The organism is Bacillus sp. UMB0893, from assembly GCF_002858905.1.
Taxonomy (GTDB): domain Bacteria; phylum Bacillota; class Bacilli; order Bacillales; family Bacillaceae; genus Bacillus_P.
In genome coordinates, this window is record NZ_PKLB01000009.1 from 110,519 (window position 1) to 126,778 (window position 16,260).

The 16,260-nt window shown below is 38.3% G+C and carries 17 protein-coding genes and 1 riboswitch; of the genes, 2 read left to right on the forward strand and 15 right to left on the reverse strand.

The annotated features are described in order from the left end of the window. Nucleotides 1–7 precede the first annotated feature (7 nt). From CYJ36_RS19230 to CYJ36_RS19255, 6 genes are all read right to left on the reverse strand, one after another. Nucleotides 8–1,450, reverse strand: coding sequence for a GntP family permease (locus tag CYJ36_RS19230; RefSeq protein WP_101568875.1), 1,443 nt, complete (start codon nucleotides 1,448–1,450; stop codon nucleotides 8–10). Between the two features lie 481 nt (nucleotides 1,451–1,931). Then, entirely contained in the window at nucleotides 1,932–2,744 is an 813-nt protein-coding gene (locus CYJ36_RS19235; protein ID WP_101568876.1) for a YwqG family protein, read from the reverse strand. A gap of 294 nt (nucleotides 2,745–3,038) precedes the next feature. Then, nucleotides 3,039–4,439: a pyridoxal phosphate-dependent decarboxylase family protein gene (locus CYJ36_RS19240; RefSeq protein ID WP_101568877.1), complete on the reverse strand. Its 1,401-nt coding sequence runs from the start codon at nucleotides 4,437–4,439 to the stop codon at nucleotides 3,039–3,041. A gap of 189 nt (nucleotides 4,440–4,628) precedes the next feature. Continuing rightward, nucleotides 4,629–4,787 carry a Fur-regulated basic protein FbpA gene (gene fbpA, locus CYJ36_RS19245; RefSeq protein WP_101568878.1) on the reverse strand — a complete coding sequence of 53 codons (159 nt, stop codon included), beginning with the start codon at nucleotides 4,785–4,787 and terminating at the stop codon, nucleotides 4,629–4,631. Between the two features lie 100 nt (nucleotides 4,788–4,887). Next, nucleotides 4,888–4,995, reverse strand: a riboswitch (SAM riboswitch). 80 nt (nucleotides 4,996–5,075) lie between these two features. Continuing rightward, nucleotides 5,076–5,222 carry a DUF2292 domain-containing protein gene (locus CYJ36_RS19250; RefSeq protein WP_101568879.1) on the reverse strand — a complete coding sequence of 49 codons (147 nt, stop codon included), beginning with the start codon at nucleotides 5,220–5,222 and terminating at the stop codon, nucleotides 5,076–5,078. 107 nt (nucleotides 5,223–5,329) lie between these two features. Beyond that, nucleotides 5,330–5,617, reverse strand: a complete 288-nt coding sequence (locus CYJ36_RS19255; RefSeq protein WP_101568880.1) for a DUF2325 domain-containing protein — start codon at nucleotides 5,615–5,617, stop codon at nucleotides 5,330–5,332. A gap of 352 nt (nucleotides 5,618–5,969) precedes the next feature. Between CYJ36_RS19255 and CYJ36_RS19260 the strand changes: the two genes are divergently transcribed. Then, complete coding sequence (locus tag CYJ36_RS19260) at nucleotides 5,970–6,971, forward strand: aliphatic sulfonate ABC transporter substrate-binding protein (RefSeq protein WP_142382726.1); 1,002 nt, start codon at nucleotides 5,970–5,972, stop codon at nucleotides 6,969–6,971. 241 nt (nucleotides 6,972–7,212) lie between these two features. On the opposite strand, the gene CYJ36_RS19265 is transcribed toward CYJ36_RS19260, so the two are convergent. The 9 genes from CYJ36_RS19265 to CYJ36_RS19305 all read right to left on the reverse strand — a co-directional run bounded on the left by CYJ36_RS19265 (nucleotide 7,213) and on the right by CYJ36_RS19305 (nucleotide 14,388). Then, nucleotides 7,213–8,175: an aliphatic sulfonate ABC transporter substrate-binding protein gene (locus tag CYJ36_RS19265; RefSeq protein ID WP_374702838.1), complete on the reverse strand. Its 963-nt coding sequence runs from the start codon at nucleotides 8,173–8,175 to the stop codon at nucleotides 7,213–7,215. An 83-nt stretch (nucleotides 8,176–8,258) separates the two neighbouring features. Then, entirely contained in the window at nucleotides 8,259–9,599 is a 1,341-nt protein-coding gene (locus CYJ36_RS19270; RefSeq protein ID WP_101568883.1) for an LLM class flavin-dependent oxidoreductase, read from the reverse strand. 18 nt (nucleotides 9,600–9,617) lie between these two features. After that, complete coding sequence (locus CYJ36_RS19275; protein WP_374702839.1) at nucleotides 9,618–10,448, reverse strand: ABC transporter permease; 831 nt, start codon at nucleotides 10,446–10,448, stop codon at nucleotides 9,618–9,620. Nucleotides 10,449–10,483: 35 nt separating this feature from the next. Then, entirely contained in the window at nucleotides 10,484–11,254 is a 771-nt protein-coding gene (locus CYJ36_RS19280) for an ABC transporter ATP-binding protein (protein ID WP_101568884.1), read from the reverse strand. A 16-nt stretch (nucleotides 11,255–11,270) separates the two neighbouring features. Further along, the gene (locus tag CYJ36_RS19285; RefSeq protein ID WP_374702831.1) at nucleotides 11,271–12,458 is read right to left on the reverse strand and encodes an LLM class flavin-dependent oxidoreductase; all 1,188 of its coding nucleotides are present in this window, start codon (nucleotides 12,456–12,458) and stop codon (nucleotides 11,271–11,273) included. Between the two features lie 115 nt (nucleotides 12,459–12,573). After that, a complete protein-coding gene (locus tag CYJ36_RS19290; protein ID WP_101568886.1) occupies nucleotides 12,574–12,735 on the reverse strand; it encodes a YezD family protein in 162 nt (53 codons plus the stop codon). 25 nt (nucleotides 12,736–12,760) lie between these two features. Then, nucleotides 12,761–13,096, reverse strand: coding sequence for an NAD(P)H-dependent oxidoreductase (locus tag CYJ36_RS19295; protein ID WP_180850475.1), 336 nt, complete (start codon nucleotides 13,094–13,096; stop codon nucleotides 12,761–12,763). Continuing rightward, complete coding sequence (locus CYJ36_RS19300) at nucleotides 13,074–13,310, reverse strand: NAD(P)H-dependent oxidoreductase (RefSeq protein ID WP_101568888.1); 237 nt, start codon at nucleotides 13,308–13,310, stop codon at nucleotides 13,074–13,076. The genes CYJ36_RS19295 and CYJ36_RS19300 overlap by 23 nt, the downstream gene beginning before the upstream one ends. Before the next feature lie 304 nt (nucleotides 13,311–13,614). Then, nucleotides 13,615–14,388, reverse strand: coding sequence for an alpha/beta fold hydrolase (locus CYJ36_RS19305; protein ID WP_101568889.1), 774 nt, complete (start codon nucleotides 14,386–14,388; stop codon nucleotides 13,615–13,617). A gap of 198 nt (nucleotides 14,389–14,586) precedes the next feature. On the opposite strand from CYJ36_RS19305, the gene CYJ36_RS19310 reads away from it, so the two are divergent. Then, nucleotides 14,587–16,146: an alkaline phosphatase family protein gene (locus CYJ36_RS19310; protein ID WP_101568890.1), complete on the forward strand. Its 1,560-nt coding sequence runs from the start codon at nucleotides 14,587–14,589 to the stop codon at nucleotides 16,144–16,146. Nucleotides 16,147–16,260: the final 114 nt, after the last annotated feature.

The window sequence follows — 16,260 nt, forward strand, 5'->3', positions numbered from 1 at the left end:
TGAATGTTTAAACTAGGCCGAATAGGCTGTAAATAGCGATAATGACAAATACAGCAACTGTCTTAATAATCGTGATGGCAAAAATATCACGGTACGATTGACGATGAGTGAGACCTGTAACCGCAAGAAGCGTAATAACGGCTCCATTGTGCGGAAGAGTGTCCATACCGCCTGATGCCATCGAAATAACCCTATGCATAACTTCCGGGGGAATATTGAACTTTTCAATGGCTTCCAAGTACTTTTCGGACATCGCGCTCAGCGCAATTCCCATCCCTCCAGATGCGGAACCAGTGATCCCTGCAAGAGTCGTTGTTGTTACAGCCCCATTTACGAGTGGATCTGTAAATGTAGAAGAAATTCCGCTGCTGACTGTTTTAAATCCAGGAAGCGCTGCAATGACTCCACCAAATCCATACTCAGCTCCAGTATTCATTGCTGCAAGAAGTGCACCGCCGATTCCTGCGTTCAAGCCTTCTTTAATGTTAGCGGTTACAGCTTTCCAGTCAAAAGCAAATGTCGCGATGATTCCAATTAAAAGTGCAAGTTCAACAGACCATATCGCAACGACAGATGGAAGCTCGATTTTCCCAAATGCTTCAAGTCCGATCGCTGAGAAATCAAATCCGTTCGGATACCATTTCGGAAAAGAAACAGTGAAGAATTTGTTCATGACGCCAACTAAAACAAGAGGTACGAAAGCTAGAATCTGACGGGCAACACTAGGTTCAGTTCCCGCTGAGACCGTTGCCTCTTCCTTTTCACGAGCAAGCTCGGGATCTAGTCCAGCTGCTGTCTCTGAATGAAAGCCTGCATATCCTTCGCCAGCTTTCTCTGCTTTTTTCCGTCGTGATTCCAAATACCACATTCCAAGTGACAAAACAAAAATCGCACCTATGATCCCCAGAACAGGAGCGGCATAAATGTCTGTTTTGAAGAAGGTTGTTGGAATAACGTTTTGTATTTGCGGTGTTCCCGGAAGTGCATCCATCGTAAACGTAAACGCACCAAGCGCAATAGTTCCAGGAATCAGACGTTTTGGAATATCTGCCTCGATGAACAGATTTTTTGCAAATGGATAGACAGCAAACACAACAACGAACAAACTAACACCGCTGTAAGTTAAGATAGCACCCATCAGTACGATGGCAAGAATCGCTCTTTTTGCTCCAACAAGCTTTACAATCGTTTTGGCAATTGATTCAGCAAGGCCAGACATTTCAACAACCTTCCCGAAAATAGCACCAAGCAAGAATACTGGAAAATAAAGTTTAATAAACCCTACCATTTTCTCCATAAAAACGTTGGAGAAAAACGGCAGTACATAGCTCGGATCTGTCAGCAATACTGCGAACAATGCACAGATCGGAGCGAACAAAATAACAGAAAATCCCCGATAAGCAACAAACATCAACAAACTTAGTGACAATAAAATAATAATGATTTCCACAAACATCCCCCTTTTTTAACCTCTATCAAACTTGCAACCTGAGCCGTCTTACACAAGTAAACGCTTACAAAATGTGCAATCCGACCTGTTCACGTTTTCCTTCTAATGAAACAGCTCATCATAATACATGCAAGAAACGTGCCAATACTTTAAAAAAACTAAATAATTCGCAAAATAGTCAGAAATCCAAACAGGACAAAGGATTACATTTTTGTTAGACAGAATATTCAATAATATGGCAGTTGTGTTATTCCGGATTTCAGGAAGAGATCTGCAAATTATTCCGATTTTCCGGAAATTTCCGTATTGACGGAAAAATATTCATGCAATTTTTTGACTTAACAATCAAAAACAAAAAAGTTCAAGTGATTATTAAGAAGGGAATTACCTTCCAAATTCTCCAATTAAAAAGGCAGCATTCCTTTTTAAAGGAACGACGCCTGTCTCGTACCAAATATACTTATAGAGCTAAGGATTTTTTTCAATGACAGTCCCAATTGTATAAGACGTTCGTGAAATCGAGTTTCTTTAAATCCTCTCTCCTTATAAAGAAGTTCCCTACCCCACAATCTCCCCACATAATCCCATTCTCATCATCAGAGTCAATTTGCAGTAATAACACATTGTAATCTTTATAGTTTTCAGCATATCCCCTTGGATCAACCTGTGTGAAGAAAGCATATCCCCCAATTTTATGGCCTTCATTTGATAGATTTTCTCCGTACAAATCAAAAAGAGTGATCTCGTGTCCATCATCATCTACTCCTGCATGCTCTTCAAAGTCCAATTGCTCATAGGAATCTTCAAATGCACAATCAGTGACTGATACCGCCTCATTTTCTAAAGCAAAAGAAATCTTAAGCTCTTTTTCTATTGGAAAGTATTCTTCGCCAAAACTGTTCATATATGAGAAATCAGTTATAATTTCGTCTTCCTTTACGATTTCATCGTAATATACAAGCCTGAAATTTTGTTGATTCGTTTGTTCGTTAAAATCAAGACCCATGACATCATGGTCTCCTGCAAGAAAAAATTGCAGCATCCCTTTTAATGGCATATCTATTAATTTATTAGGAAGTTCTTCACAATTGATCTGTGCTAATAGTTTCATATATTTTCCTACTTCATCTCTTGGGTGCTCAGAAGCTTTAGGCAAATAGGGGTTGCCTGCAAATTTACTTTGAAACAAAGTCGGCGTATTCGTTGTTGCCGAGATTTTAATCGTAGGCTGCAGAGTTGCTTCAATGTCTTTCTTGAATCTCTCTAATTCTTTAGGTAAAGATAAATGCTGCATATTGGTTGACTCCCTTTCAAACTATTATTTTGTTGTACAAGGGGTGTATAACAAGAAGATGCTGAATTCCAAATGAGGAAGTCTCTTATTAACTTTTTAAAAACAATATATTCTAAAAGTGCAACATAGGGAGCTGTTAGCCGTTTTTCTATGTATAAATAGTGTCAGATAAATGATGCCTTAGGGCCATCCGTTAATCTAAATTCTTCGACCATGGTATATCCCCCTCGTAACATAAAAAAGAAATCAGGCAGCCTACAGAAGCCCTCGATCCAATTTCAAACTAAAAAATTCCTACCTATTCATTTCTTTTATTGCATAACCTAAAGCATCCCAAATGATTTCTACATCGTTCTCGTCCGTACGCCAATTACTGAATGCTGCACGGACAGCAGGGGTTCCTTGATAGATGGTTGGTGTCATAAATACACGCCCATCCTGTTTTAATGATTGGAGATATTTCTTAATATCTTCCATCGTTACCCCTTCATATGCTAGAGTAAAGCAAACGACATTAAGTCTCGTTGGAGCAACCAATCGTAAAAATGGACTTTGTTCCAATCGATTAGAAAGTAATTGAGCCATTTCTGCGTTTCGTTCAACGACTTCCTTATATCCTTCCTTCCCATATGCTTTTAATGTAAACCATGCAGGCAAAGCACGAAAACGTCTTGAATTTTCAGGTGTTAAATGAATAAATTCCGGATTTTGAATTGAACTTCCCAGATAAGCGGCATTATTTTGAAACACCTCAACTTGTAATTGCTTATGACGGGTAAACTGCATGGCAGAATCATACGGAACATTGAGCCATTTATGTGCATCGATCGTGATTGAGTCAGCTTGATCCATACCCTGTACCAATTCTTTGTATTTTGGGGAGCAAGCGGCAAATCCGCCAAAGGCTGCATCGACATGAAGCCAAAAAGAGTATTTATCCTTTAGCTTAATTACTTCTCTTAGATCATCAAAATCTACTGTATTGACTGTACCTGCATTAGCTACGACGATACAAGGCTCACCTTGATTTTTTCTTAGAAACTCCCGAAGTTTTGATATATCAATAGCTTCTCTGTCTGACAAAAGTGGAATCGTTTGAACAGACTCTCTTCCCATACCAAGCATTGATAGAGCTTTATAGATGCTGGAGTGCAGAGAACCGCCAACCACATTCATTCTCGGAAGACTGTAAAGGCCTTGTTGTGAGATATTAATCCCATGCTGATGCGCCACCCATTGCCTTGCTAAAGCAAGACCAACAAAATTCGCCATTGTGGCTCCGCTGACAAAAGCTCCGCTATATTCATCAGGAAGATGAAATAATTCCTTCAACATGTCAATAGTCTTCATCTCTAGGTTGACAGCAACTGAGTCTTCTTTAACGACAACATTTTGATCATATACACTAACAAGCCAATCTCCTGCTATGGCCGCTGGTGTTGAGCCGCCTGTTACAAAACCCAAATAACGGGAACCAGCACTTCCACTAAGATAAGGAGCATAGATTTCCTTGAAGGTTTCTAATGCAGATATAGCCCCAAGGCCTTCAGAAGGAAGTCGATCCCTTTGAAAAAGTGGCGGCTGGACAGCTGCTGATCGAAATTCAAGCCCCTTAAGAAAACTCGTAGATTCTTCAGTAACCTGCTGTAATATGTTTTTAATATCTTCAAAATCATCTTTCATTTTTCTCACCATGGCTTCTATCCTCACATCAGATGATAATTCATCGATCCTTCTCTACTTTTTTCTATTATTTTACTATTTATTTTTTAAAAATGGAACATGGTTCCTATATAACACCCTCTCCAAATCCAAACCTATCTTCATTCGAAATGAAGTTCAATCTAGACATATAGATAGAAAAAAACTTATGACTGTTTAATTTCATTGCATTTTTAAAGTCCTCTTGAATTCCTCTTCAAGCTCAGTTAATGTCAGTTCAAATAAATGCAGATCATTTTTTTTGTAAATGCCATTGCTTAACAGCTTACTGATTAAATGACTCTTTCTTTTTTCAATAGCCTGCCGAATAATAGTTCCCATTTCGCGCACCCCTTTATCATGTTTTCAAATGAAGGGTTTTTATCAGTAAAAAACCCCTTCCGTCTTTAAGAAGAGGTTTCATAGCTTTCCAGCATACCTCTTCTCATCTTCCAAGCATCATGCTTGATGGATTTAGCACAGTCTTCTAGTGATAGAATCTGCTGCTGAGGTTTCATCGGGCCATTCCCTCCGCCTCTCTTGATAAGAAGAAATTCAATTTAATTGTAAATAGATCTCCATTCTATCTTACTGGTAATCCAGAAAAATATTCCTATAAATATACTCGTATTAAATGTCATCCATTAAATAAAAATACTCGGTACTATCTAATTGGGTAATTTCCCCATTATAAAACGTGATGATTAATGATCCATCTTTTATTTTATTTATTAATTCAAGTACCTGATAAATCGTTTCATTCTGGTCCTTATCCAACTGCTAACACCTCCTTTTGAATAAAAAAGCTCATACCTTTTGAGGGTATGAGCTTTCGGATGACCGATCAGCAAAATCATGAATCCATCTTATCAAAATTGAATTTGTTATGAATCAATCATCCTCTTAATCTCGGTTGAAATCGAATTCCACGAACGATTGGAGAAACAAATAGGAATTGATTTTTCCTGAGCTTTCTTTTTTACCACCCTGGAAAGATTATGATTAATATAATCAGTGATGATTAAAACGATGTCCACTTTACTTGGTATTTCCTTTAATACAAGTTTCGGTTTTCTTCCGTCAATGTGAGTTACGACTTTAACTCCATGCTGCTCCAGCCGCATACTGATTTTCTCAATATTATCTCCTCCGGCAATTAACAAAGATCTCATAAGATATTTTCCTCCCTTTGTGATATGCGAAGAGGCTCTAACTCTGCTCATTGATTGAACAAAATTAAAGCCTCTAGTGATCTAGTCGACGTGTATATATAATATAATTATTTTATTCTGATTATTCAGATTAGTCAAGGTGGATTTAAAATAATTCCAACTTGACTAATCTGAATACTAAATATTATGATGATTATAATAAATAAAATAATTGAGCCGATCAGTCAACCGAAGGCCCTGTCTTTTAGTAATTTCATTTGCTAATGGATAGGGCCTTTCCTGTTTCTGCGGCAAAGGAAGTGATCTACCAAATTAGCTGTCAGATTATCACATCATAAATGGGGGAATGAAAATGAGTTCTAATAAGTACACTTTTAATCTATTTATCTTCATATTTATCTTTGCAATTCTTGCAGGCTGCCAATCCGAATCAGCGAATTCAGCTGACAAGAAAGATGAGGTAACCGTCAACATTGGGATTCAGCAAAGCATTTGGCCAATTTTAATCGCTAAGCAAAAAGGGTGGTTTGAAGAAGAATTTGAAAAAGCAGGTGCTAAAGTCAACTGGGTTGAATTTCAAAGCGGCCCTTCCTATTTTGAGGCCATTGCATCGAACCGGCTTGATTTTGGACGTGTCGGAAATATCCCTGTCCTTTCCGGTCAAGGTGCAGGTATTTCTTTTACTGAAATTGCAACGGCAAGCACTGGCGAAAAAGGAGATGCTATTCTTGTTCCTAAGGATAGTTCCATCACATCTCCTAAAGATCTAAAAGGAAAGAAAATAGCTGTTGCAAAAGGAAGCAGTGCTTTCGGTCTTTTGTATCGCTTATTGGAAAAGGAAAACATCAAGCCTGCAGAAGTTGAAATTATTCAGCTTCAGCCAGATGAAGCACAGGCTGCCTATGAGACAAAGTCAGTGGATGCATGGGCGATTTGGGAGCCTTATCAATCCATTCAAGTTGTAAACAATGAAGCAAAGATTATTTCAAATGGAGAAGCGATCGGAACCTTCAGTCCAGGCTTCCAAATCGTCAGAACTCAATTTGCTGAGGAACACCCTGAATTAGTTGAGCTTTATTTAAAAGTAACTGAAAAAGCAACAAGATGGCAAAATGAAAATAAAGATGAAGCGATTGCTATCTATTCAGAGCTTAAAAAGACTGATAAGGAAGTAATTCGTAAAGTATTAGAGAACTCTGTTCCAGTAAATACTCCAATTGAGAAGAAAATCGTTAATGAACAGCAAAACACAGCAAATCTTCTGTTAGACCTTGGCGGACTTAAAAAGGAATTGGATGTAACTGAAGTGGTGGATAATTCATATATTGAGAAGGTTTTGAAGGAATATGAGTAAAAATTAATATGAAATAACCTCCTTATTTCAACTTAGAGGAGGTTTTTTCAAAGAATGTTTCATTTTAGAGTACTCGAGTGATGATACCGCCTTCCTCCAAATATACTCTGCCAAAGATTACAAATGCAGAAATCTATTAATATACATAAGATATCTTTCATTAACCCACCTTAAGTAGTCCTAATCAAAAAAAGAGAGGATGCTGAAATAAGCATCTTCTTTTAATCTGCCAGAATAATTCTCATTTGTTATCCTTTTTTAAAGCTTGTTCAACAAACCGGTTTTCTATCACTTTAGAAGTATCAATTTCTTTCGTAATCCCACCTGCTTCATACAGAAAATCAGCTTGTTCTTGGTGAGCCTTTTTAAATTCGTCTGTTGTTGGGGATAAAATTGCTGTTGTATTAGTTAAGACCGTTTTAATAATATCCACTTCTACATGTTCAGAATCAGCAATTTCTTTTGATACTTCATCTATGTTTTCAACAAAGTGCTTCCTAACCTCTTCATAAGTTTTTAAAAAAAGGACAGTCAGCTCCGGATTCTCTTCTGTAAATTTCGTTCGTGCAATAAGAAAACCTGGCGCATTAATATTCACGTCTTCCCCGCTGACCAAGACTTCTGCTCCAGTTTGGAAGACCGCAGTTGTGACATAAGGCTCCCATGTTGACCAAGCATCGATTGATCCGTTATCTAAAGCAGGTCTTGCCTCATCTGGCTGCAGCTGAACAATTTTAATATCTTCATCTGTTAGTCCTGCCCGTTCAAGCGCCATATACAGAAAATTATACGCACTGCTTCCTTTAGCTACTGCTAATTTCTTTCCTTTTAAATCCTTTAAATCTTTTATAGTGCTTCCTTTTGGAACTACAATCGAGTTTCCTTTTTTACCGTCTGTTGTAACAGCAATTGCCTTAAAATCGACTCCGCCAGATTGTCCTGCAATTAAAGGGGTTCCACCCGTTGCTCCAAAATCAAGCCTGCCAGACGCTAATGCTTCAAAATGGGGCGGCCCGCTAGCAAACTCATGCCACTTTACTTCAGCACCAGCCTTCTCAAATGCTTTTTCAAACGACTTTTTCTCTCGTGCGTATGGCAAGACTCCAGTGCTTCCCTGAACACCTATATGAACTGTTATTTTACCTTTAGGAGATTCAGCTTCCTTTCCAGCAGAACTTGTTTGAGCTCCGCATCCTGACAACATGACTTGAATGAGCAGCACTAGGCTTATGACTCCTATTGGTTTTGATTTGCGAGCTGATATCATAATTGGTCCCCCTTTTTTTCCTAGTTAAGGACTTTTGTTTTTTCACCGGGAACCGAGAGACCAAGATTTCCTCGAAGTGTATCACTTGTATACTCATTTCGAAACAGTCCTCGGCGCTGGAGTTCAGGTATCACCAATTGAATAAAATCATCAAAGCCTTCGCTCATAAGCTGAGGCATAATGTTAAATCCATCTGCTGCACCATTTTTAAACCACAATTCAAGTTCATCCGCTATTTGGTTTGGCGTACCCGCTATTGTGAAATGGCCGCGGCCTCCTGCAAGACGGATGAGAAGCTGCCTTATCGTTAATTGTTCCTTATTTGCAAGATCTCGGATGAGCTTCGTTCTGCTTTGATGGCCTTTGACTTCTTTCATTTCAGGCAGCTCTGGCAGCGGACCATTCAGCGGATATGATGTCAAATCAATGCCGATACGATTAGAAAGCTGCAGAAGGCTGTATTCAGGATTGGTTAATTCATGAAGTTTTGCCTCTTTTTCTTTAGCTTCCTCTTCCGTTTCCCCTATGATTGGGCAAATTCCAGGCAGGATGATGACTTCTTCTGCAGATCGACCATATTTTAGTGCCCTGGATTTCAAAGTCTGATAAAAAACTTGAGCATCTTCTAATGACTGCTGAGCTGTAAAAATCACTTCCGCAAATTGAGCAGCAAAATCAATTCCATTTGTTGAAGAGCCCGCCTGAACAATAACAGGATGACCTTGTGGAGATCTTGCACTGTTCAGCGGTCCTTTGACAGAGTAATACTTGCCTTTATGATTTATTTCATGCACTTTATTGTTTTCTGCATAAATTCCTGATGATTTATCTTTTACAAGAGCACCTTCTTCCCAGCTGTCCCATAGTTTTTTCGTCACTTCTACAAACTCTTTAGCACGTTTATACCGGTCTTCGTGTGCCGGAATTTGCTCGAGATTAAAGTTGCGAGCTTCTTCATCTGTTCCAGAAGTGATGACATTCCACCCTGCTCTCCCTTTGCTTAAGTGATCGAGAGATGAAAATCTTCTGGCGACATTATACGGTTCATTAAAAGACGTAGATAATGTTGCAATCAGACCGATTTTCTTAGTAACGACAGATAATGCAGACAGGAGAGTAACAGGCTCTAATCCACCTCCTCCAAGTTCTCCATATCTAACGGCTTTTTTTGAAACCGAATATCGATCCGCGAGAAAAATAGAGTCTAATTTAGCAGCTTCTGCTTTTTGTACAATTTCTTGAAAATAACGAAAGTCGAGCGCACTTTCTACATCTGATGACGGATGTCGCCATGCAGCCTCGTGATGACCCATGCTAGTCAAAAATAAATTCAAGTGCAGCAACCGTTTTTTTTGATCCATACTCTTTAGCCTCCGTATTTAGCCTTTATAGCTATCCCGCCATTTCAGCAATCTTCTCTCAAAGAACCTAACAAACGAATCTGATGCTTTCCCGAATACTGCAAAAATAATGATCCCCACAAACACGACAGTAGTCTGGGAGAATTGTCTGGCGTCTGTAATCAAATAACCGATTCCTTCACTTGAACCCATGAGCTCGGCTGCTACCAAAGCCAGCCAAGCAGCTCCTAGTGCAAGGCGTAAACCGAGCAAAATGTTAGGAAGGGCTGATGGAAGAATTAAATTTTTTATTTGCTTCCATTTGCTGAATTCCAACACCTTAGCTACTTCAAACATTTTTGTATCTACGCTGCGTATGCCAAGAAATGCGTTGACATAGAGAGGAAAGAAAGCTCCCTTTGCAATGAGCAGCAATTTTGATACTTCACCGAAGCCAAACCATAAGATAAATAACGGAATAACCGCCAAAGTCGGGATTGTTCTAAGCATTTGCATAGTTGGATCGAGCGTTTGCTCTGCTTTACTGGAAAACCCAACTGCCAGGCCTGCAATTAATCCAAGAGTTCCCCCAATCAGAAATCCGCCTAAAGCACGGAGAAAACTGACTTGAAAATGATAGAGCAAATTTCCTGCAGTAACCAAATCAACAAACGTGAGGAAAATGCTGCTCGGTCTTGGAAGCAGGGTATCTGAAATCAAACTGAAATATCCTGCTAATTCCCAGATTGTTAAAACGATAAGAGGGAAAATCATACCTCTGATAAAAACACTTACTTTATCATTTTGTTTCACTCGTTTTATTTTTTGTTTTTTTATGTCTTTTTCATGATCAAGTGATGGAGAATAAATCCATTCTGCTTTATTGCTCAACGATTTCACCTCCGCTAAATTCCTGCGCTATTAACCAGTTCTAATTCGTCTGTCTTTTCAAACTCATTCAGAATGAGATGACGATACTCTTGAAAGGTTTTATTTGATTTTTTTCTTGGATGCTGTAATTCAATATTAACGATTTTCCGAATCGAGCCAGGTCTTGCATTCATGATTACCACTCGTCCCCCAAGATATATGGCCTCATCGATATCATGTGTCACAAAAAGCATCGTTGTCCGGTTCTTCTGCCAGATATTAAGGAGTACTTCCTGCATGTGGGATCTAGTAAATGCATCAAGAGCGCCAAACGGTTCATCAAGCAGCAGGACCTTAGGATTCCGCAGCAGGGCTCGTGCTATCGCAACTCGTTGGGCCATCCCTCCTGATAGCTCTTTCGGATATGCTTTAGCAAATCCATCTAACTTAACAAGCTGAATCAATTCATCCACTTTATCCCTAATCACTTTGTCACGGAGAGAGTAGTTTGCTGCTATATTTCTCTCAACGGTATACCATGGAAAAAGTCTTGGTTCTTGAAAAATAAATCCTTTATCAATGGTCGGCCCTTCCACTTCTTCACCGTCAATTCTGACGCTTCCAGATAACTCAACATCTAATCCTGCAATAATTTTTAATAACGTGCTCTTCCCGCACCCGCTCGGACCGATAATGGTGATAAACTCTCCATTGCTAACGGCCAGTTCAATATCTTTTAACGCATGAGTCTGTCCTTTTTCCGAATCAAACCTTTTGTTTAAGCCATTTATTTCTAAAAGAGCCATATATATCTCCTTTCCATTAAATATTTTGAATTACATTTGCTTTTTCTTTAAGTTTTTCTTTCACAAGCGGTAAAAGAAGCTTTCCTGTTCTTTCAGCTTCTTCTAAATTGGGATATCTAGATAGGATAAAAGAAGAAATGCCAAGGTCTGCATATTCTAATATTCGATCAGAAACCTGGTCAGGTGTACCCACGAGTAAAAGTGAACCGCCTCCTCTTACAGTCGATAGTCCGGCCCATAAATTCGGACCAGCAAAGTAATCCTGGTTTTCAGATTGTTTTCTGAGCTGATTCTGTCTTTTTTGATTTGTAGCATCTGTTCTCGAGAAGCGCTGATTCGATAAACTAATAGCTTGTTTATCTACTTTACTGATGATTTCCCATGCAGCCTCATATGCCTTATCTTCTGTCTCGCGGACCAATACTTGGGCTCTAAGTCCAAATCTGAGGCTGCGATTCAACCCCTTTTCCTCATTCACCTCTTTTACAATTTGATTGACTTCATTTATCTGTTCTTTTATCCAATCCAGAGGTTCAGCCCACATGAGGTAAACATCAGCTGATTCTGCAGCAGTCCTCTTCCCTGCTCTCGAATTTCCGCCAAAATAGATCGGGGGATACGGTTTTTGAATCGGGGCAGGATGGCTCGCACCGTTTTCGATCGCGTAATATTCACCTTTGAAAAATATTCCTTTTTCGGTTCCGCTGCTATTGCGGGCACCTAAAAACTCATTGTCATTCACACTCGCATTGGTGTTCCACAAGCTTTTAACAATTTCTAAAAACTCCAATGTCCGGTCATAGCGCTTATCATGATGTTCCGCAAGCGGGTCACCCGTTGCCTTTAAATCATCAGGCGAACCGCCCGTTACAACATTGATCAAAGCCCTGCCTTCAGAAATTACATCAAGAGTGGCTGCCATTCTTGCAGCTAAAACCGATGCGATTAAACCTGGCCGCATCGCCACCAGCGGTTTCAGAATACTAGTATGTGAGGCAATAACAGACCCAACAATCCAGGCATCCAGGCAAGATCCTCCTGTAGGGATAAGGGCAAAGGTAAAACCAGCTTTCTCAGCCTCCTTTGCTACTTGAATCATGTATGCTGAAGTTGACTCTCTTTCTGGTGCTACACCAATATATTTGCCATCACCAGTTGTTGGAATAAACCAGCCGAATTCTACATTTTGATAAGTTTGACTCACTATCATCCATCCCTTCGCTATTTTTTATAAAAAAAAGACACGTTCTATTAAATAGAAATCGTGTCTTCTCCGGGTGACCGGTCGAATGACTGTCAGCTGCTTAATCTTAGATATTTCATTTGAGTGCGGCTGTCTTTGGTTTTGTAAACCGATTTTTTTCTGTGCTATCCAGCTGCGTAATTTCCCCCTCATGGATCGTGATAAGGACAGAGCCATAATTAATTTTCTTTAAAGCTGTTAAAATTTGCTGGACTTTCGTTTCATTTAAGTTTGCCATCTTCATGCCCTCCAAATAAATTTACTCAAACCGTGATCCTGCTAAGTTTTTTTGTGATACCCAGAAATTGTTCTAATTGAGCGGAAACTTTTGATTGAACCTCTTCATCTTGAATAGGTTTTTCAATGTTGCCTTTATCAACGTATTTATCAATGAGATAAACGCCCTTTAAAATGGTCTGTGCACTTAAAGCAGTCAAAAGCGGTTTTAGAGAATAATCAATGGTCAGTAAATGCACAGGACTTCCTCCAACCATTAAGGGATAAACAGGTTTATCTTTAAATGCATCCTGAGGCAGGATATCAAGCAATGTTTTCAGAGCCCCAGAGTATGCTGCTTTATATACCGGAGATACAATCACAATCCCCGCTTGCTCCTTTAATTTCCTCTGACAGCTCTGCGATCGAAGGATGATTATATTGTCCTTGAATTAAAACTTCTGGCTGAAAATCAAGAACTGATACCTCTTGTACACGAATTCCTTCTTTTTCAATCTCGCTCTTTAAATAGCTTACAAGAATCGAAGATCTAGACTCACTTGAGGGACTTCCTGATATCGCAACAATGTAACTCAATCTTACTCACCATTTCTTTAAAATAAAGAAGGCTCCAATTCCTACTTGACAGTAAGATCTGGAGCCTTCGGTTTTCCGATTAGCTTTTTTCTAAGTATTAACATTTTCTTAATTGTCTGTATTTTAATATACATTAATCCGATAAGTCAACTAGGTTTAACGAAAAAATTTCTTTTTCCTAAGGATCTAATCGAAGAATGAATAAGTTGAGTTTGATTCCTAGTCCCTATAATCCTGTTGTCCACACCTAAAGCATTGTCTCTTACACCATTTTTAATGGCTTAATGATGAAAATGATAATCTGTCAAAGATTTGACTTAGTTAGTACAAATCCTGTAATAATTTCATTAAATGAGTTCCACTTCTTTGTAGGGAGCTGGTGGTTTTCATTTGTAAACAAAAAGAATTCTGCATGTTTGCATATTTTTTTATAATAGTTTAAATAATGTTTTGTCCAGTCACCTTCTCCTCCATACATAAACAATGTAGGCATTGTTAAATGATGAAGCTGGTCTAAACAGCTATATTGCAATGATTGGAAATAATACTGACTCCATACATTTTTGTCTGCTTTTTTCATATGAACCGCAAGAGTCTTTCTAACATTTTTATCTTTTGTATGGCTTTTAGAAATGATTTTTATTAATAAATTCAGATGATTTTGCACCATATATATTCCCAGGTTATGCAGCAATTGGCCAGAGAAATCTTTCACTAAAGGATAAGCTCCTGATAAAATGAGCAATTCTATTCTATTTGGGTGACAAATAGCAAGATGCTGTGCAATTAAGCATCCTGCTGAGTAACCGCATAATACGGCTTTTTTTAGATTTAAAGCATCCATAAAATCTAAAATTTCATTTGCATAATACGGAATCGATACTCCTTGTTCTGAAGGATTACTTTCTCCGTGACCGCTTAAGTCAGGTAAAATGACTCTCAAATGCTTGGATAAAGCGTGCTGATAATAGAACACCTTATTTCCCATGCCAGGCGGATGAATAAATATGATTGGTATACCTTGGCCAAACTCTTCAAAATGTAAGTATTTCTGGCTATTTAACTTGATTAAAGGCATTATAGATTCTCACTCCAAAATCATTTAAAACCAGCTGTTTAAACAGTTAAAGGTTTTTCACTTACTTTTCCCTTTATAAAACTCCCTTATTCTTTTTTGTTAAACCATCATAAACCTTTATTTTTTCGACTTCCGATAATGAATGCGAAGCAATTGTAGATAATAAGGATAACTTATAAAACGAAGGTGGTGTCCCGAATGAATTATCGTTTTATTGCTCTTTTATCCATTTCAATCATATTGATTATTAGCTGCACGAATGATAAAAAAGAGGAAACCTCTCCAATCGTTATGCATACAAGTGATTCCCCTTCGCCAAAAGTAATCCTTCTTGTGGTTGACTCGTTAATGGACAAACCATTAAAAAAAGCTATACAAGATGATAAAGCTCCAGCCTTGGAATTTTTTCTAAAGCATGGTCAATACAGTAATGAATTGGTAAGCTCTTATCCTACAATGTCTGTTACAATAGACAGTACTTTACTTACAGGAACAAATCCTGACCGGCATAAGATTCCCGGTCTTGTTTGGTATAAGGAAGATGAAAAGCAGATTATCAGCTACGGGAATGGTTTTTTAGAAACCCTGAAGTATGGAGTTACTAACATGGCACAAAACAGCCTATCCCAATATAATAATGCAGATCTTGATAAAAATGTTAAAACGATTCATGAAGAATTAGACGAGAATGGAAAACAAACGGCATCTATAAATGCTGTCATTTACAGGGGAAATTATAAACATATCCTTAAAATTCCTAAGATCTTAGCGAAAACGACTTCCTTGCCTGCTCAATACAAAACGAATGGACCTGAAATTTTATCTCTAGGAGATTTTATCAGTTTGGATCCTGAAAACAACCATGTGATAAATCGATTAGGACTTAATGATGCATTCGCAGCTCAAGAACTAAAGTATCTATTAATAAACGATTTGCTTCCTGAATTTACAATCTTGTATATGCCGGAAAATGATCATACCGTTCATAGAAAGGGACCTATGGCAACGAAAGGAATTGAAAAGCTGGATAAACACCTTCAGGAAGTACTGAATGTTTATCCAAGCTGGGAAGACGCCCTTGATAATGTGATATGGATCGTTATGGGAGACAGCAGTCAATCTGCCGTAAAAAAGAACAAAAAGAAAGCTTTAATTGACCTAAGAGAGTCCCTTTCCAATTACAATGTTTTAAAACTTGGAGAGACTGTTGATAAAAATAATGAAATCGTCATTACAGCAAATGAACGAATGTCCTATGTTTATAAGATAAATGAGGAGATCTCAATTAAAAAAATAGCCAGTAAATTGCAGGCAGATTCACGGATTGCCTGGATCGCATGGAAAAACAATGAAATGGTTCAGGTTATCTCAGAAGGACACAAAGGAATCTTACAATTTAAACCTGGTGGGCCTTATAAAGATATTTATAATCAAACATGGTCAATAAATGGGAATCATGACATCTTAGATCTTGATATAGATGAACATTATCAAATTAGCTATAGAAATTATCCTGATGGATTATCAAGATTATACGGGGCAATCCATTCGCAAAAAGGCGATTTTCTAATAGCTGATGCTAAACCAGGCTACGAATTTATAGGAGAAAGTTCACCAGAGCATGCTGGGGGAGGAGCTCACGGTTCTATGCATAAAGATGATTCACTTATTCCTTTGATCATTACAGGAACCGATAAAGGCATTAAACATCTGCGGATTGTTGATTTAAAAAGTTGGATTTTAGAAATATTAGAATAGAAAGTGAATAGTATATGAACCATTTTTTATTAATGGCAAGCACACTTGATGGTTCGGACTTGAAGTACTAAATGACAATAAGCAATGCAATGGTGAAAATCGCGAATGAATGTT